Below are 25,043 nucleotides of genomic sequence, written 5' to 3'. Positions count from 1 at the left end.
TTATTCGCCCGGCGCAGCCAGCGATGGCGCGTCAACGGGCGATACCGGCGGCACGGGCCGCCGGACGTGCATCGAGTCAGGCGCCGGCCATGGTGGGGGTGGCCACCTGGGTCAGGCTGCCCGGCGTGACGGGCTTGATGCCCGCCTCGAACTCGGCACGGAAATATTTGATCGCGCTGCCCAAGGGCTCCACGGCGCCAGGGGCGTGGGCACAGAAGGTCTTGCCGGGGCCGAGGAAACCGACCAGACCCAGCAGGGTTTCGATGTCCCCCGGCTGACCGTTGCCGGTCTCGATGGCGCGCAGCAGCTTGACGCTCCACGGCAAGCCGTCGCGGCAAGGGGTGCAGAAGCCACAGGACTCACGGGCGAAGAACTCTTCCATGTTGCGCAGCAGCGATACCATGTTGACGCTGTCGTCCACGGCCATGGCCAGGCCCGTACCCATCCGGGTGCCGACCTTGCCGATGCCGCCGGCGTACATCTGCGCATCCAGGTGCTCGGGCAACAGGAAACCGGTACCGGCGCCGCCGGGCTGCCAGCACTTGAGGGTGAAGCCGTCGCGCATGCCACCGGCGTAGTCCTCGAACAGCTCGCGTGCGGTGATGCCGAACGGCAGCTCCCACAGGCCGGGGTTCTTGACCTTGCCGGAGAAGCCCATCAGCTTGGTGCCGTGGTCTTCACTGCCTTCACGGGCCAGCGACTTGTACCAGTCGATGCCGTTGCCGACGATGGCCGGCACGTTGCACAGGGTTTCGACGTTGTTCACACAGGTCGGCTTGCCCCACACGCCGACGGCGGCAGGGAAGGGCGGCTTGGAGCGCGGGTTGGCGCGACGGCCTTCCAGGGAGTTGATCAGGGCGGTTTCTTCACCGCAGATATAACGCCCGGCGCCGGTGTGCACGAACAGCTCGAAGTCGAAACCCGACCCCAGGATGTTCTTGCCCAGCAGGCCGGCGGCCTTGGCTTCCTGCACCGCACGGTTCAGGTGCTTGGCGGCGGTGGTGTACTCGCCACGCAGGAAGATGTAGCCGCGATAGGCTTTCAGCGCACGGGCGGAGATCAGCATGCCTTCGATCAGCAGATGAGGCTGCTGCTCCATGAGCATGCGGTCTTTCCAGGTGTTGGGTTCCATTTCATCCGCGTTGCACAGCAGGTAGCGGATGTTCATGGATTCGTCTTTGGGCATCAGGCCCCATTTGACGCCGGTGGGGAAGCCCGCACCGCCGCGGCCCTTGAGGCCCGAATCCTTCACCGTCTGCACGATGTCGTCCTGCGACATGTCGGCGAACGCCTTGCGCGCGGCGGCGTAGCCGTCCTTGGCCTGGTACTCCTCGAGCCAGATCGGCTCGCCGTCGTCGCGCAGGCGCCAGGTCAGCGGATGGGTTTCAGCGGCGCGGGCAATGGTATTGGCCGGGCCGAACGAGGTGAGCTTCATACGTAGCCCTCCAGCAGTTGGGCCACGCCAGCGGGCTGGACATCGCCAAAGGTATCGTCGTCGATCATCAGCGCCGGGGCCTTGTCGCAGTTGCCCAGGCAGCACACCGGCAGCAGGGTGAAGCGGCCGTCGGCGGTGGTCTGGCCCAGGCCGATGCCCAGCTTGCTCTGGATTTCGCTGACCACCGACTCATGGCCACCGATGTAGCAGACCATCGAGTCGCAGACGCGAATGATGTGGCGGCCCACAGGCTGGCGGAATATCTGGCTATAGAAGGTGGCCACGCCTTCGACGTCACTGGCCGGAATGCCCAGGATCTCGCCGATGGCGTACAACGCGCCGTCGGGGACCCAGCCACGTTCCTTCTGGACGATCTTGAGGGCTTCGATGGACGCCGCGCGCGGGTCTTCGTAGTGGTGCAGCTCGTGCTCGATGGCCGAGCGCTCGGTTTCGCTCAAGGCGAAACGGTCTGTCTGGATGAGCGTGCTGTTCATGCTTAGCGGTCCACGTCGGCCATAACGAAGTCGATACTACCCAGGTACGCGATCAAGTCCGCGACCATGCTGCCTTTGATCACCGAGGGGATCTGCTGCAGGTGCGGGTAGCTTGGGGTGCGTATGCGGGTACGGTAGCTCATGGTGCCGCCGTCGCTCGTCAGGTAATAACTGTTGATGCCCTTGGTCGCTTCGATCATCTGGAAGGATTCGTTGGCCGGCATCACCGGGCCCCACGAAACCTGCAGGAAGTGCGTGATCAAGGTTTCGATGTGCTGCAGCGTGCGCTCCTTGGGCGGCGGCGTGGTCAGCGGGTGATCCGCCTTGTACGGGCCTTCGGGCATGTTGCGCATGCACTGTTCGATGATCCGGATGCTCTGGCGCATTTCTTCCACGCGCACCATGCAGCGGTCATAGGCGTCGCCGTTGTGGGCCAGCGGCACTTCGAACTCGAAGTTCTCGTAGCCCGAATACGGACGCGCCTTGCGCAGGTCGAAATCGCAACCGGTGGAGCGCAGGCCGGCACCGGTGACGCCCCATTCCAGGGCTTCCTTGGTGTTGTAGGCAGCGACGCCGATGGTGCGGCCCTTGAGGATGCTGTTCTGCAGCGCGGCCTTGGTGTATTCGTCGAGGCGCTTGGGCATCCACTCGATGAAGTCCTTGACCAGCTTTTCCCAACCGCGCGGCAGGTCGTGGGCGACGCCGCCGATGCGGTACCAGGCCGGATGCAGGCGGAAACCGGTGATGGCTTCGATCACCGTGTAGGCCTTCTGCCGGTCGGTGAAGGTGAAGAACACCGGGGTCATGGCACCGACGTCCTGGATGTAGGTGCCCAGGAACAGCAGGTGGCTGGTGATGCGGAAGAACTCGGCCATCATGATGCGGATGGTGTCGACCTTCTGCGGCACCTTGATGCCGGCCAGCTTCTCGACCGCCAGCACGTAGGGCAGGTTGTTCATCACCCCACCCAGGTAGTCGATGCGGTCGGTGTAGGGGATGAAGCTGTGCCATGACTGACGCTCGGCCATTTTCTCGGCACCACGGTGGTGGTAGCCGATGTCGGGCACACAGTCGACGATCTCTTCACCGTCCAGCTGCAGGATGATGCGGAAGGCACCGTGCGCCGAAGGGTGGTTCGGGCCCAGGTTGAGGAACATGTAATCCTCGTTGGTGCCCGAACGCTTCATGCCCCAGTCTTCGGGCTTGAAGCGCGCGGCTTCCTCTTCCAGCTGCTGCTTGGCCAGGGTCAGGCTGTAGGGGTCGAATTCGGTCGCGCGCGCCGGGTAGTCCTTGCGCAGCGGATGGCCTTCCCAGGTCGGCGGCATCATGATGCGCGACAGGTGCGGATGGCCGGCGAAGTCGATGCCGAACATGTCCCAGACTTCACGCTCGTACCAGTTGGCGTTAGGCCAGATACCGGTGATCGTCGGCAGGTTCAGATCGCCTTCGTTCAAGGCCACCTTGAGCATGACGTCGCTGTTACGCTCGACCGACAGCAGGTGGTAGAACACGGTGAAGTCGCCGGCGCTGGGGATCGCGCGGCGATGGGTGCGCAGGCGCTCGTCCACGCCGTGCAGGTCGTACAGCATGCTGTAGGGCTTGGGCACGTTGCGCAGGAACGTGAGGATCTCGACCAGCTTGGCGCGGGCCACCCACAGTACCGGCATGCCGGTGCGGGTTTCCTGGGCGAGGAAGGCCTCGGGGCCAAAGCGCTGGTTCAGTTCGACGACCACGTCTTGGTCGTCAGCCTTGTAAGGCGGGATATACAGAGCGGTGTCCGCTGTTGTCATGGTCTCGGTCGCTATCGGTCAACTACGGTGTGAAGCCAGGGTTCTCGCCTGCCGTTGCAGGCGTGGAAAGCGCTGGATCAGACTTCGTCGGGGCTGCGCAGGTTGGTTACCGCGATACGCTGTTCGCGGCGCTGTTCCTTCTGCGACGGCATCTCGGCGCGGTACACGCCTTGATCACCGACGACCCAGGACAGCGGGCGACGCTCTTGGCCAATCGACTCCTGCAACAGCATCAGGCCTTGCAGGAAAGCTTCAGGGCGCGGCGGGCAGCCAGGCACGTAGACGTCCACGGGGAGGAACTTGTCGACCCCCTGAACCACCGAGTAGATGTCGTACATGCCGCCGGAGTTGGCGCACGAACCCATGGAAATGACCCACTTGGGTTCGAGCATCTGCTCGTAGAGACGCTGGATGATCGGCGCCATCTTGATGAAGCAGGTGCCGGCGATGACCATGAAGTCGGCCTGACGCGGCGAGGCCCGGATGACTTCGGCGCCGAAGCGGGCGATGTCGTGGGGTGCCGTGAAGGCCGTGGTCATTTCCACGTAGCAGCACGAGAGACCGAAGTTGTACGGCCACAGGGAGTTCTTGCGACCCCAGTTGACCGCGCCGCTGAGGACGTCTTCGAGTTTGCCCATGAAGATGTTCTTGTGAACCTGATCTTCTAGGGGGTCGGAAACAGTTTCCCTGGTGCCGATGGGATACTGCTCGTTGGGAGCATCGGGGTCGATCCGGGTGAGATTGTATTGCATTGCCAAAGCCTCATTGTTTCAGCTTCGCCTGCCGCTTGCGACGAGCTTCCGGAGCCCAGTCAAGGGCGCCCACTCGGAACAGGTAGACAAGACCTGCCAACAGAATTGCTATGAAAACGAGAGCTTCGACGAATCCGGTCCAGCCGCTTTCGCGGACGGACACAGACCAGGCAAAGAGAAAGAGGGCTTCGATATCGAAGATCACGAACAGCATCGCGACCAGATAGAATTTGGCGGAAAGGCGCAGACGGGCGCTACCGACCGGCAGCATGCCGGATTCGAAGGGTTCGTTCTTGCTGCGTCCGAAGGCTTTGCTGCCCAGCAGGCTGGAGAGCCCGAGCATGAACGCGCACAGACCGGCAACACCGAGAAGGAAGATGGCAAAGCCCCAGTTGTGGGCGATGAGTCCTGTCGAATCGGGCATGCTGGTTTCCTTGGCAGGGGCCTGGGCCGCTGAATTGAATGAAGTGTCGCAGTGACGATATGTCGCAGCAAAATCGATCGCGGTGATTTTATGGGTAAAAGCCAGGCAAGTAAATTTCGGATCGCAAATTAATTCGTATCATTACGCACATAGGCTTATTCAATGTAGCTCATGCTGGGGGTTTGGCTGGGTTTATGAAGAATATTCAACGCTGACAGGCTTTTACCGTCACTGTGCTTACATCTTAATGATAATTAATATCATTTACAGGCTGGTGCTGTTGTTCAAGTTGGGATAATTAACTGCGCCGAGTGTTTTACTGGGATATTCGATTGTCGGCATTGCGCCAGATCAATCGATCATGCAAAAAAAACCGCCAGGCATTCGCCACGGCGGCTCCAAACCACACCCCCTCCCTTGTGGGAGCGGGTTCTACCCGCGAAGGCCACACCGCGGTCCGCCAGGTACAACGCGCCAAACCCTTCGCGGGCAGAGCCCGCTCCCACAAGGATCGATGGCAGCCCCTTGTGGGAGCGGGTTCTACCCGCGAAGGCCACACCGCGGTTCTGCAGGTACAACGCGCCAAATCCTTCGCGGGCAGAGCCCGCTCCCACAAGGATCGATGGCAGCCCCTTGTGGGAGCGGGTTCTACCCGCGAAGGCCACGCTGAGGTTCTGCAGGTACAACGCGCCGAATTCTTCGCGGGCAGAGCCCGCTCCCACAGGGATCGATGGCAGCCCCTTGGGGAGCGGGTTCTACCCGCGAAGGCCACACCGCGGTCCATCAGATACACCGCGCCAAACCCTTCGCGGGCAGAGCCCGCTCCCACAAGGATCGATGGCAGTCCCTTGTGGGAGCGGGTTCTACCCGCGAAGGCCACACCGCGGTTCTGCAGGTACAACGCGCCGAATCCTTCGCGGGCAGAGCCCACTCCCACAAGGATCGATGGCAGCCTCTTGTGGGAGCGGGTTCTACCCGCGAAGGCCGCACCGCGGTTCACCCGATACACCGCGCCAAACCCTTCGCGGGCAGAGCCCACTCCCACAAGGATCGATGGCAGCCTCTTGTGGGAGCGGGTTCTACCCGCGAAAGCCACACCGCGGTTCTGCAGGTACAACGCGCCAAACCCTTCGCGGGCAGAGCCCGCTCCCACAGGGATCGATGGCGGCCCCTTGTGGGAGCGGGTTCTACCCGCGAAGGTCACGCTGCGGTTTTGCAGGTACAACGTGGCGAATTCTTCGCGGGCAGAGCCCGCTCCCACAGGGATATCTGCTACCCAGGGAGGCAACTGCTCCCCTGAGGGAGCAGCTTGCCTGGGTGATCAGTGGAACTGCTCTTCCTCGGTGGAACCGGTGAGTGCGGTGACCGACGAGGCGCCGCCCTGGATCACAGTGGTCATGTCGTCGAAGTAGCCGGTGCCCACTTCTTGCTGGTGTGCCACGAAGGTGTAGCCCTTTTCCGCATCGGCGAACTCTTGCTCCTGCAGCTTCACGTATGCGGTCATGTCGTTGCGCGCGTAGTCGTGGGCCAGGCTGAACATGCCGTGCCACATGTTGTGGATCCCGGCCAGGGTGATGAACTGGTGTTTGTAGCCCATCGCCGACAGCTCGCGCTGGAATTTGGCGATGGTTGCGTCATCCAGGTTCTTCTTCCAGTTGAAGGACGGCGAGCAGTTGTACGACAGCAACTGGTCCGGGTACTCGCGCTTGATGGCCTCGGCGAAGCGACGTGCCTCGTCCAGATCCGGCTTGGCGGTTTCGCACCAGATGAGATCGGCGTAGGGCGCATAGGCCAAACCGCGGGCGATCGCCTGATCCAGACCGGCACGCACTTTGTAGAAGCCCTCGGGCGTACGGGTGCCTGTCACGAACGGCTGGTCGTAAGGGTCGCAGTCCGAGGTCAGCAGGTCGGCCGCGTTGGCATCGGTCCGCGCCAGGATGATCGTCGGCACACCGGCGACGTCGGCAGCCAGGCGTGCGGCGGTCAGCTTCTGTACGGCCTCCTGGGTTGGCACCAGCACCTTGCCGCCCATGTGTCCGCATTTTTTCACCGAAGCCAACTGATCTTCGAAATGCACGCCGGCGGCGCCTGCTTCGATCATGTTCTTCATCAGTTCATAGGCATTGAGCACGCCACCGAACCCGGCTTCGGCATCGGCCACGATCGGTGCGAAGTAGTCGATGTAGCCCTGGTCGCCTGGATTCTTGCCGGCTTTCCACTGAATCTGGTCGGCCCGTTTAAACGAGTTGTTGATGCGCTTGACCACGGTCGGCACCGAGTCGACCGGGTACAGCGACTGGTCGGGGTACATGGATTCGGCGGAGTTATTGTCGGCCGCCACCTGCCAGCCCGACAGGTAGATGGCCTGGATGCCGGCCTTGACCTGCTGCACCGCCTGGCCGCCAGTGAGCGCGCCCATGCAGTTGACGAAGTCCTTGTCGGGGCGGAATGACGGCTTGGCGCCCTGGGTCACCAGGTTCCACAGCTTCTCCGCGCCGAGGCGAGCCAATGTGTGGTCGGGTTGAACCGAGCCGCGCAGGCGGACCACGTCGGCGGGCGAGTAGTTGCGCGTTACACCTTTCCAGCGCGGGTTTTCAGCCCAGTCTTTTGCAAGGGCCGCTTCTTGTTGTTCGCGTGTCAGTGCCATGGAGATAAACCTCGTGCATAGGTTCGATGATGGTGTGCTGCGCCAGGCGCTGCGTATGCCGAACACTTGATCGGCGCTCGCCGAACCCGCGCCTGCCGGTGAGCAGGAGGAGCGGTTCGGTGAGGGCGAGGCCATCATGCCCCACGGATTTTCTGCACGTCAAACGTTTTGTAGTGAAAAATACAAAGCACTACATTCCTTTCGATTCAGCGACCGAGCAGTCAGTTTTCGGGGGCTTGGTCGTTCGCATGTCCTTGGAGCAGGCGGCGGGCCAGCGGCTCAATCCAGCGCGTCGACTTTCACTCGCACGGTGGTGTCGTTTCGGCCTTGAGTGCTGTACTGGCGGGCGATGCCTTGCTGGTTGATGCTCGAATGTTCGTTCATCCCAGCCACGGTGATCCATTCACCGAGCCGACCGCTGAGAGTGGATTGAGTGCTTTGCACGTTGACCACGTCGGCACGTTCCTGGCTCATACGGTCGTTTTTTGTAGCGATGTCGAGATGCACTACATCGCCGGTCAGGCTGGCCGTGACATAGAAGCCCTGTGTCACCTCGCGGTATTCGGTCTGCGCTTGCAGGCGGCCATAGGCGTCGGTGCCGGCCGTGGTCAGCGGGACGCTTTGGCCTATCTGGATCAGGGCAGGGCTGCCTTCGCTGGCCTGTACCTGCTGCACGCCACCGCTGCGGTTGTCGGTGCCGTACTGGATGATGCGCGTGGTGCCGCCGCCGTTGACCCGATAACCGCGCTGGTTGGCCGTGTTGCTGTCGCTGGTGTCGACGCTGATCAGCAGCCTTCGCGCCGGCTTGTCCAGCTGTTCGAGCAGGGCGGTAAGTTCGTCGAGCTTGTCTGGCTCGGCGTTGACCACCAACTGGTTGCCATAGGCCGCAACGGTGCCGTCACGTCCCACCAGCTGTTGGGCAATGGGGAGGATGTCGGCACTGGTGCGATAGTGAAGGGGCATGACCTGTGTGGCGGCGTTGGCCCCGGTGGCGAGGCACAACAACAGGCTGGCGAACAGAAGGTGCAGCGGCATGTCCATGATCTCCGCATTGAGTGTGGGGACCAGTATGGCACGCTGGAGCGGCCGGTCGCGGTGCATCAGACAGCCCGCAGCGTCGGTTCGCGGCCGATGACCGCTCCTACAGGTTCCACGCATTCCTGCTTGTAGGAGCGGTCCGTGGCCGCGAACGGTGCGCTGGGGTGCATCAGACAGCCCGCAGCGCGATCAATCCTGCGTGCGGACCATGTCCACATGGGGCAGGCCGGCTTCGAGAAACTCGCCGCTGACGACGCGGAAGCCATGATGCTCATAGAACGCCGTGGCGTGCACCTGAGCGCTGAGCTTCTGTTCGTGCAGACCCAGCGAGTTGGCATGGGCGATGACCGCTTGCAGCAGTTTGTCGCCCACCCGCAGCCCACGCCAATCCTTGAGCACCGAGACTCGACCGATCTCGCCGTCGGCGAGCAAGCGGGCGGTACCAACCGCGTAGTCGCCTTCGACGGCCAGGAAATGCACCGCGCTCAGATCGTCCTCGTCCCATTCGAGTTCGGCCGGAATCGACTGCTCGGCGATGAACACCGCCTCGCGAATGCGCCGGATGTCTCGGTTGTCCTTGTGCCAGTCAGCCACGCGTACTTCGACGCTATTCATCGATGGCGAACCCCAGGCTCCCTTGCTTCACCAGTTCACACAGCAACGCGCGACCCTGCTCGTCGTTCATCCAGGGCCCCAGGTTATCGATGTGCAAGGCATCGGCCGCGCAGATCAATTTCAACAGATCGCGCAATTCGCCCGGCAATAGACGGCTCTGGCCGCTGGCGAACAACAGCAGGTCCTCGTCGACTTCCGACCAGGCCAGGCGGGCGCTCGGGTTGCGCACCAGCAAGGCGCCCTGTTCCAGCTCCGCCAGCAGATCGGCTTCGGCCACTTCTTCGCCCGCCACCAGTTCCGGGTAGCGCGGTTCGGTCATGAACTGGCCGAACCAGGTCAGCAGCAGGCGCTCGTCGCTCATGTGCTCGGCCAGCAGGCGCTTGAGGCGGTCCAGCGCGTCGTGCTGGATCTGGTGCGGGTCGACCGCAGGCACGGCATCGGCGTCGCTGTAGCGTTCTTCATCCGGCAGGAACTGGCTGAGGAAGTCGGTGAAGTGGGTCAGCACTTCGGCTGCGCTCGGGGCGCGGAAACCTACCGAATAGGTCATGCAGTCGTCCACGGCCACACCGCAGTGGGCCAGGCGCGGCGGCAGGTACAGCATGTCGCCCGGCTCCAGGGTCCACTCTTCGCTCTGCTGGAAGTCGGCCAGGATGCGCAGATCCGGATGATCGAGCAGCGGGCTCTGGGAGTCGCACATCTGCCCGACTTTCCAGTTGCGCTTGCCCAGGCCTTGCAGCAGGAACACGTCGTAGTTGTCGAAGTGCGGGCCCACACCACCGCCGGGCGCTGCGAAGCTGATCATCACATCGTCGATGCGCCAGCTCGGCAGAAAGCGGAAGTGCTCGAGCAGTTCGGCCACTTCCGGCACGAACTGGTCGACGGCCTGGACCAGCAGGGTCCATTCGGTTTCCGGCAGCTTGCTGAACTCGTCTTCGGCGAAGGGCCCGCGACGCATTTCCCATGGCTGGGCGCCATGCTCGATGACGATCCGCGACTCGACTTCTTCTTCCAGCGCTAGGCCGGCCAGCTCGTCGGCGCTCAACGGGTTTTCGAAATCGGTGAAGGCCTGGCGCACCAGCAGGGGTTTCTTCTGCCAGTAGTCACGAAGGAATTCAGCGGCAGTCAGACCGCCCAGTATTTGAAGTGGCGTATTAGATTTCATGTGTAACCTGCTGAATAATATTGCTTTTATAGCCGGAATAAAAACGCCCGGCTAAGCCGGGCGTCGAAGCGTCGGTGGCGAGTGTCAGACGCGTTTTGCCTGAGCGGCCGCATTGCCGATGTAATTGGCTGGCGTCAACTGCTTGAGCTCGGCCTTGGCCTGGTCGGGCATGTCCAGGCCGTCGATGAAGGTCTGCAGGGCTTCAGGGCTGATGCCCTTGCCGCGAGTCAGCTCCTTGAGCTTCTCGTAGGGGTTCTCGATGTCGTAGCGGCGCATGACCGTCTGAATCGGCTCGGCCAACACTTCCCAGCACGCGTCCAGATCTTCAGCAATGCGTTGAGTATTGATCTCCAACTTGCTGATTCCCTTGAGACTTGCCTCGTACGCGATAACGCTGTGGGCGAAGCCTACACCCAGGTTGCGCAGTACGGTGGAGTCGGTCAGGTCGCGCTGCCAGCGCGAGATCGGCAGCTTGCTCGCCAGGTGCTGGAACAGCGCGTTGGCGATGCCCAGGTTGCCTTCCGAGTTCTCGAAATCGATCGGGTTGACCTTGTGCGGCATGGTCGAGGAACCGATTTCGCCAGCGATGGTGCGCTGCTTGAAATAGCCCAGGGAGATGTAGCCCCAGATGTCGCGATCGAAGTCGATGAGGATGGTGTTGAAGCGCGCGATGGCGTCGAACAGCTCGGCGATGTAGTCGTGCGGCTCGATCTGCGTGGTGTAGGGGTTGAAGCCCAAGCCCAGCTCGTCTTCGATGAAGGCGCGGGCGTTGGCTTCCCAGTCGATCTGCGGGTAGGCCGAAAGGTGTGCGTTGTAGTTGCCTACCGCGCCGTTGATCTTGCCCAGCAGCGGCACCGCTGCCACCTGAGCGATCTGGCGCTCGAGGCGGTACACCACGTTCGCCAGTTCCTTGCCCAGGGTGGTTGGCGAAGCGGGCTGGCCGTGGGTGCGCGACAGCATCGGCACGTCGGCGAAGCGGTGGGCCAGTTCCCGGATGGACTCGGCGATCTGGCGCATCAGCGGCAGCATGACGTCGTCACGGCCTTCGCGCAGCATCAGGGCGTGGGACAGGTTGTTGATGTCCTCGCTGGTGCAGGCGAAGTGGATGAACTCGCTGACCTTGGCCAGCTCCGGCAGCTTGGCGGCCTGCTCCTTGAGCAGGTACTCGATGGCTTTGACGTCGTGGTTGGTGGTGCGCTCGATTTCCTTGACGCGCTCGGCGTGCTCCAGGGCGAAATCACTGGCCAGCACGTCCAGCACGGCGTTGGCCTCTGCCGAGAAAGCCGGTACTTCGGCGATTTGCGGATGCGCGGCGAGGCGCTGCAACCAGCGCACCTCGACCAGGGCGCGGAAGCGAATCAGGCCGTACTCGCTGAAGATGGTACGAAGGGCCTGGGTTTTGCCGGCGTAGCGGCCGTCTACAGGGGAAACCGCAGTGAGCGAAGAAAGCTGCATGGGTATTCTCGGACAGTCGGGCTTTGAAAAGGGCGCGAATTATACATGAAAAAAGCCGGTTGGGCGGCGCGGGCCGACCGTTCGGCCGTTCATCCGCGCATCAGGGGGTACAGCTCTCGCAGCAGTTTGCGGCGGCTGATCACCAGCTGCCAGCGATGCCCGCCCAGTTGCCGCCACAGCCGCGCCGAGCGAATGCCGGCCAGCAACAGCGCGCGAATCTTCGAGGCGTTGTTGGGTTGCTGCAGGTGGCGCGTATCGCCATGCACCTGAATGCGCTGGCGCAGTGTGCTCAGGGTGTCCTGGTAGAGCGCGCCGGTGGCCGCGATGACGTTCTCGTGGCCCTGGCCGAAATGCTCCACCTGATTCTGGATCTGCGGGATGCGCTTGCCGATGATGTCCAGCATCTCGCCGCGTTTGGCCAGCTGCCGCTCCAGACCCAGCATCGACAGGGCATAGCGCAGCGGCTCGCGCTGCAGGCTGCCAGGGTCACGCTCCAGCGCGCTGGACAGCGCGCCGTAGCCTTCACGCAGATGGCTGTCGTCACCACCGTAGACTTGCAGCGTATTCTGCGGATCGACCACCAGCAGGCTGCCCAGCAGGCAGGCAACCTCGGCCTCGGCGGCGGAACCGGTCTTGGCGATCCGGTCGACCAGTACGGCCGCCTGGAACACCGCCCCCAGCGCTACCAGTTGTTCCTGCAGGTTGTTCATGACTGGCTCCAGGGCTCGGCGACTTCGATGACGCCGCCGCCCAGGCAGATTTCGCCGTCGTAGAACACCACCGACTGACCCGGAGTGACCGCCCGTTGCGGCTCGTCGAACACGGCGCGATAGCCTTCGGCGGTCTGTTCCAGGGTGCAGGCCTGGTCGCTCTGCCGGTAGCGGACCTTGGCGGTCAGGCGCCGCGGCTCGGTCAGGTCCACCGGGTTCACCCAATAGATTTCCGAGGCCAGCAGGGCGCGGGAGAACAGCAGCGGGTGTTCGTTGCCCTGGCCGACGATCAGTTCGTTGTTGGCCAGGTCCTTGATCAGCACATACCAGGGATCGTCACCAGCGTCCTTCAAACCGCCGATGCCCAGGCCCTGGCGCTGGCCGATGGTGTGGTACATCAAGCCATGGTGGCGGCCGATGACGTCGCCGTCGGTGGTCTTGATCTCGCCGGGCTGCGCCGGCAGGTACTGCTTGAGAAAGTCGCTGAAGCGTCGTTCGCCGATGAAGCAGATTCCGGTGGAATCCTTTTTCTTGGCGGTCGCCAAGCCATGCATCTCGGCAATCGCGCGCACTTCCGGCTTTTCCAGTTCGCCCACGGGGAACAGCGTACGGGCGATCTGCTCGCCACCCACGGCATGCAGGAAGTAGCTCTGGTCCTTGTTCGGATCCAGGCCCTTGAGCAGTTGGGTCTGCCCGTCGATGTCGCGGCGACGCACGTAGTGGCCGGTGGCGATCAGGTCGGCACCCAGCATCAGCGCGTAGTCCAGGAACGCCTTGAACTTGATCTCGCGGTTGCACAGGATGTCCGGGTTCGGCGTGCGGCCGGCCTTGTACTCTTCCAGGAAATGCTCGAAGACGTTATCCCAGTATTCGGCGGCGAAGTTGGCCGTGTGCAGCTTGATGCCCAGCTTGTCGCAGACGGCCTGGGCGTCCGCCAGGTCTTCGCGCGCCGTGCAGTATTCGGTTCCGTCGTCTTCTTCCCAGTTCTTCATGAACAGGCCTTCCACGTGGTAACCCTGCTCCATCAGCAGAAGGGCGGACACGGACGAGTCGACGCCGCCGGACATGCCGACGATGACGCGCTGCTTTGCACAGTGGCGGGGAGCTGGCTCACGCATAGGGATTCGATGGGGTCTCTGAAAAGGACGCGATTCTAACAGGGTAAGCTGCAAAACGCTCAGGTGCGAATCAGCTCCAGGCTGTGCAGCGGTCCGTTCAGGTAGTCGTCCAGGCATTGCATGACCAGCTCGCTGCGCAGTCGATGGCCCTGTACGGCCAGCTCGTCGCGGGTCAGCCAGGTGGTGCCGCTGATGTCCGGATCCAGTTCGAGCTCGGGGTTCAGATGCACGGGCCGTGCGCTGAAGCAGATGCGCTGGTAGGTCACGCCGTTGCTGGGCGCGGTGTACAGGTACACGCCCACCACACCGGTCAGTTCGACGTCCCAGGCGGTTTCTTCCAGCGTTTCGCGCAGCGCTGCCTGCAGCAGATTTTCGTCGGGTTCCAGATGGCCGGCAGGCTGGTTGAGCACCAGGCGTCCGCCTTTCATTTCCTCGACGAACAGAAAACGCCCGTCGTCCTCGATGATGGTGGCGACGGTGATGTGGGGTTGCCAAGTCATGGTGGGATCTCCTATTGATGGGGCCCTCGTAGGAGCGGTCCTTGGCCGCGAACCAGGCACCACAGTGCATCAGCCAATTCGCGTTGCCTTTTTCGCGGCCGATGACCGCTCCTACGAGAGATCGCGGATGCCAGAAAAAGTCAGCCCCGGCACAAGGCCGGGGCTGAGGGTATTACCAAGGCAAACCTTACACCAGCGAAGCGATCGCGGCGTTCAGGGTTTCACTCGGGCGCATCGCCTTGCGAGTCAGCTCGGCATCGGCGTGGTAGTAGCCACCGATGTCCACTGGCTTGCCCTGAACGGCGTTGAGCTCGGCGACAATCTTCGCCTCGTTCTCGGCCAGGGTCTTGGCCAGCGGAGCGAACTGCGCCTTGAGGGCGGGGTCGTCGTTCTGCTCGGCCAGGGCCTGGGCCCAGTACAGCGCCAGGTAGAAGTGGCTGCCGCGGTTGTCGATGTTGCCGACCTTGCGCGATGGCGACTTGTTGTTGTCGAGGAACTGGCCGGTGGCCTTGTCCAGTGTCGCGGCCAGTACCAGCGCCTTGGGGTTGTCGTAGGTGCTGCCCAGGTGCTCAAGCGAGGCGGCCAGGGCCAGGAACTCACCCAGCGAATCCCAGCGCAAGAAGTTTTCTTCCACCAACTGCTGGACGTGCTTGGGGGCCGAACCGCCAGCGCCGGTTTCGAACAGGCCACCGCCGTTCATCAGCGGCACGATCGACAGCATCTTGGCGCTGGTGCCCAGTTCCATGATCGGGAACAGGTCGGTCAGGTAGTCGCGCAGCACGTTGCCGGTGACGGAGATGGTGTCCTGCCCTGCGCGAATGCGCTTGAGCGAGAAAGCCATGGCATCGACCGGCGACATGATCTGGATGTCCAGGCCATTGGTGTCGTGGTCCTTGAGGTACTTCTGCACCTTTTCGATCATCACGGCGTCGTGGGCGCGCGCCGGGTCGAGCCAGAACACGGCTGGGGTGTTGCTGGCGCGGGCACGATTGACGGCAAGCTTGACCCAGTCCTGGATCGGCGCGTCCTTGGTCTGGCACATGCGGAACACGTCACCGGCCTCGACCTTCTGCTCCATGAGCACGCTGCCGTTGCTGTCGCTGACGCGAACCACGCCATCGGCCGCGATCTGGAAGGTCTTGTCGTGGGAGCCGTACTCTTCAGCTTTCTGCGCCATCAGGCCAACGTTGGGCACGCTGCCCATGGTGGTCGGATCGAAGGCACCGTGCTTCTTGCAGTCTTCGATGGCGGCCTGGTAGATGCTGGCGTAGCAGCGATCCGGGATCACTGCCTTGGTGTCCTGCAGCACGCCTTCGGCGTTCCACATCTTGCCCGAGTCACGGATCATGGCCGGCATCGAGGCGTCGACGATGACGTCGCTCGGCACGTGCAGGTTGGTGATGCCTTTGTCGGAGTTGACCATGGCCAGGGCAGGGCGGGTGGCATAGACGGCCTGGACGTCGGCTTCGATCTGCGCCTGCTGTTCGGCCGGCAGCGATTTGATGCGTGCGTAAAGATCGCCAATGCCGTTGTTCAGGTTGAAACCGACCTGCTCCAGCACGTCGGCGTGTTTGTCCAGCGCCTGCTGGTAGAACTCGGCGACGATTTGGCCGAACATGATCGGGTCGGAGACCTTCATCATGGTGGCCTTGAGGTGCACGGAGAACAGCACGCCTTGCTTCTTGGCGTCTTCGATCTCGGCGGCGACGAAGGCGCGCAGGGCCTTCTTGCTCAGTGCGGCGCAGTCGATGATCTCGCCGGCCAGCACCCTGGTCTTTTCTTTCAGTACGGTGGTGCTGCCGTCATTGCCGACCAGCTCGATCTTGACGCTGCCATCGGCTTCGATCAGGGCGCTTTTTTCGCTGCCGTAGAAGTCGCCGCTGCTCATGTGGGCCACATGGGACTTGGAGTCGGCCGCCCAGGCACCCATCTTGTGCGGATGCTTGCGTGCGTAGTTCTTGACCGACAGCGGGGCGCGGCGGTCGGAGTTGCCTTCGCGCAGGACCGGGTTCACGGCGCTGCCCTTGACCTTGTCGTAGCGGGCGCGGGTGTCCTTGTCGGCGTCGGATTCAGCGGTGTCCGGGTAGTCGGGCAGGTCAAAGCCCTGATCCTGCAGCTCCTTGATGGCGGCCTTGAGCTGCGGTACCGAAGCACTGATGTTCGGCAGCTTGATGATGTTCGCTTCAGGCGTGGTGGCCAGGGTGCCCAGCTCGGCGAGATCGTCCGGGACGGGTTTGCCGGCCTGCAGACGCTCGGGGAAGCTCGAAAGGATGCGCGCTGCCAGGGAGATGTCGCGCGTCTCGACGGCGATGTCCGAGGAAGCGGTGAAGGCTTCGATGATCGGCAGCAGCGAATAGGTGGCCAGGGCTGGCGCTTCGTCGGTGAAGGTGTAGATGATCTTTGAGCGGGTGGGCATAATCGAATTAACTCTCTTCTTTGCTGAGCGTGCACAGAATCTCGAGATGCGCAGGATAGGCGCTTTCGCTCGTTGTCATCAATGAGGCGAAAAGTCGAGCATTCGTCGCGGTGATGTGGGATGCATCAGTAGAGCGTCAAGCGGTCGACCGGCAACAAACGGCCCCAAGAATGGCCCCAAGACAACTCGCACGAGCGGACCGGTCCGACCAGAGTGACCCTGTGGTCACTGCGGCAGTATACCACTGGTCGTGGCGATGAATACTGTGTAGGGGCACAAAGCTGCGGCGCCTGGTGTACTGGAAACGCATACGCCTGAAACGAGACAGGCCATCCGTCTGGATGGCCTGTCTGTGTGTGCATCGAACCAGAAGGTGGTGCAATGACGGCGAGTAAACGCTCCGGTTGCAGGGCGTGGGCCCGCGGAACGCTTGCTTGCGATCACTGTGCCAGCTTGAGCATCACGCGTCCGCGGACGCCTTGGCCTGGTTGTCGGACGTTGCAGTGCCTGCCTGGGGCGTTGCTGCTTGCACTGCCTTGATGTCCACCGCGTGCAGACCCTTGGGGCCCTGGATGATGTCAAAGACAACGGGCTGACCTGCCTTCAGCGTCTTGTAGCCTTCCATACCGATGGCGGAGAAATGGGCGAAAAGATCCTCGTCCTTGCCGTCCTCGATGATGAAGCCGTAGCCCTTGGCATTGTTGAACCACTTGACTTTACCACTGTGCATACCCATATCCCTCTGCAAAGGACTCCAGCTCTGGAGTATCATCCACTTCATGCGCAATCAATCGATTGAAAAAATTTGGTTGACTGCGCGGACCTTTCTTCCCCAATGTGGGTTCTACTGTTTGTAACACCGTTTTGCCGATAGTCAAGGTCATGCGGCGGCCGAGTCAAAATTCGGTCACAAGGTCCAACCCACTACTTCTATTCGCTCAACGATGAATCTTCTTTCCATGCATGCATTCAGTCAGATTCGACTAACCTTCAATCAAGACCGCCCGCAGTCGCACGAGGACGATTCGGCAGGCATTGCCGTTCAGGAATCCAAGCCGGCATTACAGGCCCCACCGATGTACAAGGTGGTTCTATTCAACGACGACTACACCCCGATGGATTTCGTCGTCGAAATCCTCGAGGTTTTTTTCAATCTGAATCGTGAGCTGGCGACCAAGGTCATGCTGGCCGTCCACACCGAAGGACGGGCAGTATGCGGATTGTTTACCCGAGACATCGCCGAAACAAAGGCCATGCAGGTCAACCAGTACGCCAGGGAAAGCCAGCATCCGCTACTCTGTGAAATCGAGAAGGACGGTTAACGCCGACCACTTGGGTATGAGGTGAAGCTATGTTAAACCGCGAGCTCGAAGTCACGCTCAATCTTGCCTTCAAGGAAGCGCGCTCCAAGCGTCATGAGTTCATGACCGTGGAACACCTTCTGCTGGCGCTATTGGACAACGAGGCAGCCGCCACCGTTTTGCGGGCGTGTGGCGCCAATCTCGACAAACTCAAACACGACCTGCAGGAGTTCATCGACTCCACCACGCCGTTGATCCCCGTGCATGACGAGGATCGCGAGACCCAGCCAACCCTGGGCTTCCAGCGTGTGCTGCAGCGTGCCGTGTTCCACGTACAAAGTTCGGGCAAGCGAGAAGTCACCGGCGCCAACGTGCTGGTGGCGATCTTCAGCGAACAGGAAAGCCAGGCCGTGTTCCTGCTCAAGCAGCAGAGCGTGGCGCGTATCGATGTGGTCAACTACATCGCCCACGGCATTTCCAAGGTCCCGGGCCACGGCGACAGTTCCGAAGGCGAGCAGGAGATGCAGGATGAGGAAGGTGGTGACACCTCCACGTCGAGCAACCCGCTGGACGCCTATGCCAGCAACCTCAACGAGCTGGCGCGCCAGGGTCGCATCGATCCGCTGGTGGGGCGCGAGATCGAGGTCGAGCGCGTTGCGCAGATCCTCGCCCGTCGCCGCAAGAACAACCCGTTGCTGGTGGGCGAGGCAGGCGTGGGCAAGACGGCCATCGCCGAGGGCCTGGCCAAGCGCATCGTCGACAGTCAGGTGCCCGACCTGCTTGCCAACAGCGTCGTGTATTCCCTCGACCTGGGTGCATTGCTGGCCGGCACCAAGTACCGCGGCGATTTCGAGAAGCGCTTCAAGGCGTTGCTCGGTGAGCTGAAGAAGCGTCCGCAAGCCATCCTGTTCATCGACGAGATCCACACCATCATCGGTGCGGGCGCGGCGTCGGGCGGGGTGATGGACGCCTCCAACCTGCTCAAGCCGCTGCTGTCCTCCGGCGACATCCGTTGCATCGGTTCGACCACGTTCCAGGAATTCCGCGGCATCTTCGAGAAGGACCGTGCCCTGGCGCGGCGCTTCCAGAAAGTCGATGTGTCCGAGCCTTCGGTGGAAGACACCATCGGCATTCTGCGCGGCCTCAAGGGGCGTTTCGAGCAGCACCACAACATCGAGTACAGCGACGAAGCACTGCGTGCCGCCGCGGAGTTGGCTTCGCGCTATATCAATGATCGGCACATGCCCGACAAGGCCATCGACGTCATCGACGAGGCCGGTGCCTATCAGCGTCTGCAACCAGAAGCCAATCGGGTCAAGCGCATCGAAGTGCCTCAGGTCGAGGATATCGTGGCCAAGATCGCGCGAATTCCGCCAAAGCACGTGACCAGCTCCGACAAGGAACTGCTGCGTAATCTGGAGCGTGACCTCAAACTCACCGTATTCGGCCAGGACGCTGCCATCGATTCGCTGGCAACCGCCATCAAGCTGTCCCGTGCGGGCCTCAAGGCGCCGGACAAGCCGGTCGGCTCGTTCCTGTTCGCAGGTCCCACCGGTGTGGGCAAGACCGAGGCTGCGCGGCAGTTGGCCAAGGCGCTGGGCGTGGAGTTGGTGCGCTTCGACATGTCCGAGTACATGGAGCGTCATACCGTTTCGCGTCTGATCGGTGCGCCGCCCGGCTACGTCGGTTTCGACCAGGGCGGGTTGCTGACCGAGGCCATCACCAAGCAGCCGCACTGTGTGCTGTTGCTCGATGAAATCGAGAAGGCTCACCCTGAAGTCTTCAACCTGCTGCTGCAGGTGATGGACCACGGGACCCTTACCGACAACAACGGTCGCAAGGCGGACTTCCGCAACGTGATCCTCATCATGACCACCAACGCCGGTGCCGAAACCGCTGCACGTGCCTCGATCGGGTTTACCCATCAGGACCACTCTTCGGACGCCATGGAAGTGATCAAGAAGAGCTTCACGCCCGAGTTCCGCAACCGTCTGGACACCATCATCCAGTTCGGTCGCCTGAGCCACGAAGTCATCAAGAGCGTGGTCGACAAGTTCCTCACCGAGCTTCAGGCGCAGCTGGAAGACAAGCGTGTGCAACTGGAAGTCACCGACGCCGCTCGCGGCTGGTTGGCGGCCGGTGGCTACGACGTGCAGATGGGTGCGCGGCCGATGGCGCGCTTGATTCAGGACAAGATCAAGCGGCCGTTGGCGGAAGAAATCCTGTTCGGCGAGTTGGCCGAGCACGGCGGCGTGGTGCACATCGACATCAAGGACGGCGAGCTGACCTTCGATTTCGAGACCACGGCGGAGATGGCCTGAGGGTGTGACGCGGCTCGCGCCGCTGCTACAGGGGTTTGTGCAATCCTTGTAGCAGCGGCGCGAGCCGCGTAGCTTTCAATGTCCAAACCCTGCGCACACAAAAACGCCCGGCAATGCCGGGCGTTTTCATGTGTCTCGGTTCAGCGAGCGCGGTAGGTGATGCGCCCTTTGCTCAAATCATAGGGCGTCAGTTCAACACGCACCTTGTCACCGGTCAGAATACGAATGTAGTTCTTGCGCATCTTGCCGGAGATATGCGCGGTTACGACGTGCCCGTTTTCCAACTCCACGCGAAACATGGTGTTGGGCAGGGTGTCGACGACAGTGCCTTCCATTTCGAAGCTGTCTTCTTTCGACATGCAGTAAAACCCTCGGTATCCAGTTGATGGCCCGGTGCAACTGCGCCAGGCAAAAGCGGCGTGCATTGTGCCCGAAAAAGGGGGCTCAAGCCAAGGGGTTCAGTTAAGAGTCACCCATCTCTGGTTGATAAGCAGCTCGATCGGGCGATATTGGGTCTTGTAATTCATCTTCTGACAGTTCTTGATCCAGTAGCCCAGATACACCGCATCCAGACTCAAGCGACGGGCTTCCTCGATCTGCCAGAGAATCGCCAGGCGGCCCAGACTGCGGCGTTCCTCGGTCGGTTCGTAGAAGGTGTACACGGCCGACAGGCCGTTGGGCAGTACGTCGGTCACAGCAACCGCCACCAGCTTCCCCTCCAGGCGGAATTCGTAAAAGCGGGAAAAGGGCAGGTCGCGCACCAGGAAGGTCGAGAATTGATCCCGGCTGGGCGGAAACATGTCGCCGTCGGCGTGACGCTGCTCGATGTAACGCTGGTACAGATCGAAATACTCTTCGGTGAAGCGCGGAGTGGTGCAGGTCACCTGCACGTCGGGGTTGCGCTTGAGGATGCGTTTCTGCTGGCGTGAAGGGGTGAAGCCTGCTGTCGGGATGCGCGCCGGCACGCAGGCGCTGCAGCGCTGGCAGTGCGGCCGGTAGAGATGGTCGCCGCTGCGGCGGAAACCCATTTCCGAGAGGTCGGCATAGACATTGACGTCCATCGGCTGGCTCGGATCGAGAAACAAGGTCGTGGCTTGCTCGTCGGGCAGGTAGCTGCACGAATGGGGTTGAGTGGCATAGAACTTCAAGCGCGCCAACTCAGTCATGATGAACCCTCGGAATGAAACCAGTACGTTCAGTGTATGCCAGTGCCGGATAACTCGCCTAGCGCTGCCACGTCGCGCTGTTGGGCTGGTCCAGGTACTGGCTCAGGTAGCCGGCAAATACCTCGCGGGGAATGCTTCGCGCACCCAGGCTGTGCAGATGGTCGGTCGGCATCTGGCAGTCGATCAGCACGAACCCGGCCTGCTGCAGGTGTTCGATCAAAGTCACGAAACCAACCTTCGAGGCATTGTCGGCACGGCTGAACATCGACTCGCCGAAGAACAGCCGGCCCATGGCCAGGCCGTAGAGTCCGCCCACCAGCGCATCGCCGTCCCACACTTCGACCGAGTGGGCGTGACCCTGCTCGTGCAGGGCAAGGTAGGCACGTTGCATGTCGTCGGTGATCCAGGTCCCGTCCGTGTAGTTCCTTGGCCCGGCGCACTCGGCAATCACTGCCGCGAAGTCATGGTCGAACGTGACCCTGAAACGGCCCTGGCGCAGGACTTTGCGCAGGCTGCGGGAAACGTGCACTTCGGCGGGCAGCAGCACGGTGCGCGGATCGGGTGACCACCACAGAATCGGCTGGCCTTCCTCGAACCAGGGGAAGCAGCCGTGTCGGTAGGCCTGGATCAGGCGCTCGGGGCTGAGGTCGCCGCCAGCGGCGAGCAGGCCGTTGGGCTCGCGCATGGCTTTGCTTAGGGGTGGAAAGACCAGTTCGTTTCGTTTGAGCCAAGTCAGCATGGTTGTTCGCTACGGCAGGGGAGGGTGGTACGGGTGGGCGATGGGTTCATCCTGCCATGATCCGGCTGGCCCGCCAACGTGCACCGCCGATGCAGCGCGGTCTTCCTGCACGATACCGGACAGGATTGGGGTGGCAGCTTTCATGTAACTTTTCTGCGCTTTTGCAGTCCCACGTGACTGTTCTTCAAGATCCGCGCGTAAGGTCTTGTCGGCAAAGGCAATGTGCGGTCGAAACAACCGGTGATTCGGCTCGACGACGGTGTCCGAAAGCGCACGGCGGCAGATGCTCATATTGCGGATGCGCGAATTGCCGACAAACCCGTACAATGCGATCTTTGCAGGGCCCGTTCTCAACCGATACTGGCCATTTGCTGTGTTTTTAGTCATTCATCAGTTGCGCGCTCCAACAGGCGCAGGAAATCAAGCGTTTTGAAGAAATCCACTGCCTCATCCGCTCCCGCATCGGTGCCTGTCTGGCGCCAGCAGATGCACTACCGCCTCAAGGAAGGCGCCCTGATCGCCATGGGCGCGCTGTGCCTGTATCTGTGGATGGCGTTGTTGACCTACGACCAGACCGATCCGGGCTGGAGCCATACCAGCAGCAACATGGACCAGGTGCAGAACGCCGCCGGCCGCGCCGGGGCGTTCGCCGCCGATATCCTGTTCATGGTGCTGGGCTATTTCGCCTACATCTTCCCGCTGTTGCTGGCCGTCAAGACCTGGCAGATCTTCCGTCAGCGCCATGAGCCCTGGCAGTGGAGCGGCTGGCTGTTCTCGTGGCGCTTGATCGGCCTGGTGTTCCTGATTCTTTCCGGCGCGGCGCTGGCGCATATTCATTTCCATTCCGCAGGCAGCCTGCCGGCGTCAGCCGGGGGTGCGCTGGGCGAAAGCCTGGGCAACCTGGCGCTCAATGCCCTGAACATCCAGGGCAGTACCTTGCTGTTCATCGCATTGTTTCTGTTCGGTTTGACGGTGTTCACCGACCTGTCCTGGTTCAAGGTCATGGACATGACCGGCAAGATCACCCTCGATCTGCTCGAACTCATGCAGGGCTCCGTCACCCGCTGGTGGGCGGCGCGCGCCGAACGCAAGCAACTGGTAGCCCAACTGCGCGAAGTGGACGAGCCAGCCTACGCCGCGCCGCGGATGAGCGAACCGCGGGACCTGGCCAAGCCCAAGCCCGCTCGGCCTTTGCCGGTGGAACCGACGCTGTCGAGCCAGCCGAGTCCGCCGCCTCGCCCCGTGGCGCCGATCATGCCGGCTGCCTCGGTCGCAACCAATCCTGCACCGGCTCAGATCGCGCCGAGCCAGCCTGCGCGACCTGCGGTGCCGATCAAGCCGTTGAGCGAAGAAAGCAGCCTCGGCGCATCCAGTGCCAAGCCTGCCGAGCAGAGCGCGCGGGTGCAGAAGGAGAAACAGGCGTCGTTGTTCGTCGACAGCGCCGTGCAGGGTACGCTGCCGCCGATTTCCATCCTCGATCCCGCCGAGCAGAAGAAGGTCAACTACTCGCCCGAGTCGCTCGCGGCTGTCGGGCAGTTGCTGGAGGTCAAGCTCAAGGAATTCGGCGTGGAAGTCACCGTCGATTCCATCCATCCGGGCCCGGTCATCACCCGCTACGAGATTCAGCCTGCGGCCGGCGTCAAGGTCAGCCGGATTTCCAACCTGGCCAAGGACCTGGCGCGCTCGCTGGCCGTGTTGAGCGTGCGGGTGGTCGAAGTCATTCCCGGCAAGACCACCGTGGGTATCGAGATTCCCAACGAAGACCGGCAGATCGTGCGCTTCTCCGAAGTGCTGTCCTCGCCCCAGTACGATCAGGCCACGTCGCCTGTCACCATGGCCCTGGGTCATGACATCGGCGGCAAGCCGGTCATCACCGACCTGGCGAAGATGCCGCACCTGCTGGTGGCCGGTACCACCGGTTCCGGTAAGTCGGTGGGCGTGAACGCGATGATCCTGTCGATTCTGTTCAAGTCGGGTCCGGAAGACGCCAAGCTGATCATGATCGACCCCAAGATGCTCGAGCTGTCGATCTACGAAGGCATTCCGCATTTGCTGTGCCCGGTGGTCACCGACATGAAGGACGCGGCCAACGCGCTGCGCTGGAGCGTGGCCGAGATGGAGCGGCGCTACAAGCTCATGGCTGCCATGGGCGTGCGCAACCTGGCGGGCTTCAACCGCAAGATCAAGGATGCCGAAGAAGCAGGCGAACCGCTGACTGACCCGCTGTACAAGCGTGAAAGCATTCACGACGAGGCGCCGTTGCTCAAGACCCTGCCGACCATCGTGGTGGTGGTGGACGAATTCGCCGACATGATGATGATCGTCGGCAAGAAGGTCGAAGAATTGATCGCGCGGATCGCCCAGAAGGCCCGTGCTGCCGGTATCCACCTGATCCTGGCCACCCAGCGACCTTCGGTGGATGTCATCACCGGCCTGATCAAGGCCAACATTCCGACCCGTATGGCGTTCCAGGTATCGAGCAAGATCGACTCGCGCACCATCATCGACCAGGGTGGCGCCGAACAACTGCTGGGTCACGGTGACATGCTCTACATGCCGCCAGGCACCAGTCTGCCGATTCGCGTACATGGCGCCTTCGTTTCCGACGAAGAAGTGCACCGCGTGGTCGAGGCCTGGAAGCAGCGTGGCGTGCCGGATTACAACGAAGACATCCTGGCTGGCGTCGAAGAGGCCGGCAGTGGCTTCGAAAACAGCGGCGGTGGCGGTGACGGTGACGACAGCGAGAGCGATGCGCTTTACGACGAAGCGGTGAACTTCGTCCTGGAAAGCCGTCGCGCGTCCATCTCGGCGGTGCAGCGCAAGCTCAAGATCGGCTACAACCGCGCGGCGCGGATGATCGAGTCCATGGAAATGGCCGGTGTGGTCACGCCGATGAATACCAATGGCTCGCGCGAAGTGATCGCGCCGGGCCCGATGCGCGACTGATGCAACGCTCGCGC

At 62.1% G+C, this 25,043-nt stretch carries 22 protein-coding genes; 3 read left to right on the top strand and 19 right to left on the bottom strand.

Features of this window, described 5'->3' with window-relative positions; all coding sequences use genetic code 11:
• Positions 1-76: 76 nt before the first annotated feature.
• The 15 genes from nuoF to cspD all read right to left on the bottom strand — a co-directional run bounded on the left by nuoF (position 77) and on the right by cspD (position 17,286).
• Positions 77-1,435, bottom strand: coding sequence for an NADH-quinone oxidoreductase subunit NuoF (nuoF, locus tag ABMD26_RS01895; protein ID WP_134722702.1), 1,359 nt, complete (start codon positions 1,433-1,435; stop codon positions 77-79).
• Positions 1,432-1,929: an NADH-quinone oxidoreductase subunit NuoE gene (gene nuoE / locus ABMD26_RS01890; protein ID WP_049860093.1), complete on the bottom strand. Its 498-nt coding sequence runs from the start codon at positions 1,927-1,929 to the stop codon at positions 1,432-1,434. Before nuoE ends, nuoF begins: the two co-directional genes overlap by 4 nt.
• A 2-nt stretch (positions 1,930-1,931) precedes the next feature.
• Positions 1,932-3,719, bottom strand: a complete 1,788-nt coding sequence (nuoC, locus tag ABMD26_RS01885) for an NADH-quinone oxidoreductase subunit C/D (RefSeq protein ID WP_049860094.1) — start codon at positions 3,717-3,719, stop codon at positions 1,932-1,934.
• A 77-nt stretch (positions 3,720-3,796) separates the two neighbouring features.
• A complete protein-coding gene (locus ABMD26_RS01880; RefSeq protein WP_043190091.1) occupies positions 3,797-4,471 on the bottom strand; it encodes a NuoB/complex I 20 kDa subunit family protein in 675 nt (224 codons plus the stop codon).
• 10 nt (positions 4,472-4,481) lie between these two features.
• Positions 4,482-4,895: an NADH-quinone oxidoreductase subunit A gene (locus ABMD26_RS01875; RefSeq protein WP_043190089.1), complete on the bottom strand. Its 414-nt coding sequence runs from the start codon at positions 4,893-4,895 to the stop codon at positions 4,482-4,484.
• Between the two features lie 1,321 nt (positions 4,896-6,216).
• Positions 6,217-7,542, bottom strand: a complete 1,326-nt coding sequence (gene aceA, locus ABMD26_RS01870; RefSeq protein WP_354307348.1) for an isocitrate lyase — start codon at positions 7,540-7,542, stop codon at positions 6,217-6,219.
• A gap of 279 nt (positions 7,543-7,821) precedes the next feature.
• The gene (locus ABMD26_RS01865) at positions 7,822-8,577 is read right to left on the bottom strand and encodes a secretin N-terminal domain-containing protein (RefSeq protein WP_354307346.1); all 756 of its coding nucleotides are present in this window, start codon (positions 8,575-8,577) and stop codon (positions 7,822-7,824) included.
• A gap of 192 nt (positions 8,578-8,769) precedes the next feature.
• The gene (locus ABMD26_RS01860; RefSeq protein ID WP_122742039.1) at positions 8,770-9,195 is read right to left on the bottom strand and encodes a GNAT family N-acetyltransferase; all 426 of its coding nucleotides are present in this window, start codon (positions 9,193-9,195) and stop codon (positions 8,770-8,772) included.
• Positions 9,188-10,357, bottom strand: coding sequence for a ribosomal protein uL16 3-hydroxylase (locus ABMD26_RS01855; RefSeq protein WP_049860098.1), 1,170 nt, complete (start codon positions 10,355-10,357; stop codon positions 9,188-9,190). Before ABMD26_RS01855 ends, ABMD26_RS01860 begins: the two co-directional genes overlap by 8 nt.
• 84 nt (positions 10,358-10,441) lie before the next feature.
• On the bottom strand, positions 10,442-11,812 hold the full coding sequence (purB, locus tag ABMD26_RS01850; protein ID WP_043190076.1) for an adenylosuccinate lyase: 1,371 nt from the start codon (positions 11,810-11,812) through the stop codon (positions 10,442-10,444).
• Positions 11,813-11,901: 89 nt separating this feature from the next.
• Entirely contained in the window at positions 11,902-12,522 is a 621-nt protein-coding gene (gene hflD, locus ABMD26_RS01845) for a high frequency lysogenization protein HflD (protein ID WP_056842492.1), read from the bottom strand.
• A complete protein-coding gene (gene mnmA, locus ABMD26_RS01840) occupies positions 12,519-13,640 on the bottom strand; it encodes a tRNA 2-thiouridine(34) synthase MnmA (protein WP_049860101.1) in 1,122 nt (373 codons plus the stop codon). Before mnmA ends, hflD begins: the two co-directional genes overlap by 4 nt.
• 59 nt (positions 13,641-13,699) lie before the next feature.
• Positions 13,700-14,140: an NUDIX hydrolase gene (locus tag ABMD26_RS01835; protein ID WP_134722162.1), complete on the bottom strand. Its 441-nt coding sequence runs from the start codon at positions 14,138-14,140 to the stop codon at positions 13,700-13,702.
• Between the two features lie 187 nt (positions 14,141-14,327).
• Positions 14,328-16,556 carry an NADP-dependent isocitrate dehydrogenase gene (locus tag ABMD26_RS01830; protein WP_354307341.1) on the bottom strand — a complete coding sequence of 743 codons (2,229 nt, stop codon included), beginning with the start codon at positions 16,554-16,556 and terminating at the stop codon, positions 14,328-14,330.
• 460 nt (positions 16,557-17,016) lie between these two features.
• Complete coding sequence (gene cspD / locus ABMD26_RS01825; RefSeq protein WP_502948292.1) at positions 17,017-17,286, bottom strand: cold shock domain-containing protein CspD; 270 nt, start codon at positions 17,284-17,286, stop codon at positions 17,017-17,019.
• A 229-nt stretch (positions 17,287-17,515) separates the two neighbouring features.
• Here cspD and clpS point away from each other — a divergent pair, with 229 nt between their 5' ends.
• Both clpS and clpA read left to right on the top strand, forming a co-directional pair.
• Positions 17,516-17,878 (top strand): ATP-dependent Clp protease adapter ClpS, encoded by a 363-nt coding sequence (gene clpS, locus ABMD26_RS01820; protein ID WP_043190060.1) that lies wholly within the window; start codon positions 17,516-17,518, stop codon positions 17,876-17,878.
• 29 nt (positions 17,879-17,907) lie between these two features.
• Complete coding sequence (gene clpA, locus ABMD26_RS01815; protein WP_049860104.1) at positions 17,908-20,178, top strand: ATP-dependent Clp protease ATP-binding subunit ClpA; 2,271 nt, start codon at positions 17,908-17,910, stop codon at positions 20,176-20,178.
• 140 nt (positions 20,179-20,318) lie between these two features.
• Here the strand turns inward: clpA and infA are convergent, their stop codons facing one another.
• From infA to ABMD26_RS01795, 4 genes are all read right to left on the bottom strand, one after another.
• Entirely contained in the window at positions 20,319-20,537 is a 219-nt protein-coding gene (gene infA / locus ABMD26_RS01810; RefSeq protein WP_002553999.1) for a translation initiation factor IF-1, read from the bottom strand.
• Positions 20,538-20,636: 99 nt separating this feature from the next.
• Complete coding sequence (locus ABMD26_RS01805) at positions 20,637-21,344, bottom strand: arginyltransferase (protein ID WP_354307192.1); 708 nt, start codon at positions 21,342-21,344, stop codon at positions 20,637-20,639.
• Between the two features lie 58 nt (positions 21,345-21,402).
• A complete protein-coding gene (aat, locus tag ABMD26_RS01800; RefSeq protein ID WP_354307190.1) occupies positions 21,403-22,083 on the bottom strand; it encodes a leucyl/phenylalanyl-tRNA--protein transferase in 681 nt (226 codons plus the stop codon).
• A 9-nt stretch (positions 22,084-22,092) separates the two neighbouring features.
• Positions 22,093-22,470 (bottom strand): hypothetical protein, encoded by a 378-nt coding sequence (locus ABMD26_RS01795; protein ID WP_354307188.1) that lies wholly within the window; start codon positions 22,468-22,470, stop codon positions 22,093-22,095.
• A 42-nt stretch (positions 22,471-22,512) separates the two neighbouring features.
• On the opposite strand from ABMD26_RS01795, the gene ABMD26_RS01790 reads away from it, so the two are divergent.
• A complete protein-coding gene (locus tag ABMD26_RS01790; protein ID WP_354307186.1) occupies positions 22,513-25,029 on the top strand; it encodes a DNA translocase FtsK in 2,517 nt (838 codons plus the stop codon).
• The last annotated feature ends 14 nt before the right edge of the window (positions 25,030-25,043 follow it).

Origin of the sequence: Pseudomonas sp. PvP001 (assembly GCF_040546375.1) — a bacterium.
In the GTDB taxonomy this organism is placed as follows: Bacteria; Pseudomonadota; Gammaproteobacteria; order Pseudomonadales; family Pseudomonadaceae; genus Aquipseudomonas; species Aquipseudomonas coleopterorum.
Note: the sequence above shows the minus strand (reverse complement) of the source record. Positions and strands in the feature narration are given on the sequence as shown.

What these genes read in the sequence shown, in the direction of transcription:
- nuoF (WP_134722702.1), bottom strand. Translation starts at nt 1,435, where the DNA reads ATGAAGCTCACCTCGTTCGGCCCGGCCAATACCATTGCCCGCGCCGCT.
- nuoE (WP_049860093.1), bottom strand. Translation starts at nt 1,929, where the DNA reads ATGAACAGCACGCTCATCCAGACAGACCGTTTCGCCTTGAGCGAAACC.
- nuoC (WP_049860094.1), bottom strand. Translation starts at nt 3,719, where the DNA reads ATGACAACAGCGGACACCGCTCTGTATATCCCGCCTTACAAGGCTGAC.
- ABMD26_RS01880 (WP_043190091.1), bottom strand. Translation starts at nt 4,471, where the DNA reads ATGCAATACAATCTCACCCGGATCGACCCCGATGCTCCCAACGAGCAG.
- ABMD26_RS01875 (WP_043190089.1), bottom strand. Translation starts at nt 4,895, where the DNA reads ATGCCCGATTCGACAGGACTCATCGCCCACAACTGGGGCTTTGCCATC.
- aceA (WP_354307348.1), bottom strand. Translation starts at nt 7,542, where the DNA reads ATGGCACTGACACGCGAACAACAAGAAGCGGCCCTTGCAAAAGACTGG.
- ABMD26_RS01865 (WP_354307346.1), bottom strand. Translation starts at nt 8,577, where the DNA reads ATGCCGCTGCACCTTCTGTTCGCCAGCCTGTTGTTGTGCCTCGCCACC.
- ABMD26_RS01860 (WP_122742039.1), bottom strand. Translation starts at nt 9,195, where the DNA reads ATGAATAGCGTCGAAGTACGCGTGGCTGACTGGCACAAGGACAACCGA.
- ABMD26_RS01855 (WP_049860098.1), bottom strand. Translation starts at nt 10,357, where the DNA reads ATGAAATCTAATACGCCACTTCAAATACTGGGCGGTCTGACTGCCGCT.
- purB (WP_043190076.1), bottom strand. Translation starts at nt 11,812, where the DNA reads ATGCAGCTTTCTTCGCTCACTGCGGTTTCCCCTGTAGACGGCCGCTAC.
- hflD (WP_056842492.1), bottom strand. Translation starts at nt 12,522, where the DNA reads ATGAACAACCTGCAGGAACAACTGGTAGCGCTGGGGGCGGTGTTCCAG.
- mnmA (WP_049860101.1), bottom strand. Translation starts at nt 13,640, where the DNA reads ATGCGTGAGCCAGCTCCCCGCCACTGTGCAAAGCAGCGCGTCATCGTC.
- ABMD26_RS01835 (WP_134722162.1), bottom strand. Translation starts at nt 14,140, where the DNA reads ATGACTTGGCAACCCCACATCACCGTCGCCACCATCATCGAGGACGAC.
- ABMD26_RS01830 (WP_354307341.1), bottom strand. Translation starts at nt 16,556, where the DNA reads ATGCCCACCCGCTCAAAGATCATCTACACCTTCACCGACGAAGCGCCA.
- cspD (WP_502948292.1), bottom strand. Translation starts at nt 17,286, where the DNA reads ATGCACAGTGGTAAAGTCAAGTGGTTCAACAATGCCAAGGGCTACGGC.
- clpS (WP_043190060.1), top strand. Translation starts at nt 17,516, where the DNA reads ATGCATGCATTCAGTCAGATTCGACTAACCTTCAATCAAGACCGCCCG.
- clpA (WP_049860104.1), top strand. Translation starts at nt 17,908, where the DNA reads ATGTTAAACCGCGAGCTCGAAGTCACGCTCAATCTTGCCTTCAAGGAA.
- infA (WP_002553999.1), bottom strand. Translation starts at nt 20,537, where the DNA reads ATGTCGAAAGAAGACAGCTTCGAAATGGAAGGCACTGTCGTCGACACC.
- ABMD26_RS01805 (WP_354307192.1), bottom strand. Translation starts at nt 21,344, where the DNA reads ATGACTGAGTTGGCGCGCTTGAAGTTCTATGCCACTCAACCCCATTCG.
- aat (WP_354307190.1), bottom strand. Translation starts at nt 22,083, where the DNA reads ATGCTGACTTGGCTCAAACGAAACGAACTGGTCTTTCCACCCCTAAGC.
- ABMD26_RS01795 (WP_354307188.1), bottom strand. Translation starts at nt 22,470, where the DNA reads ATGACTAAAAACACAGCAAATGGCCAGTATCGGTTGAGAACGGGCCCT.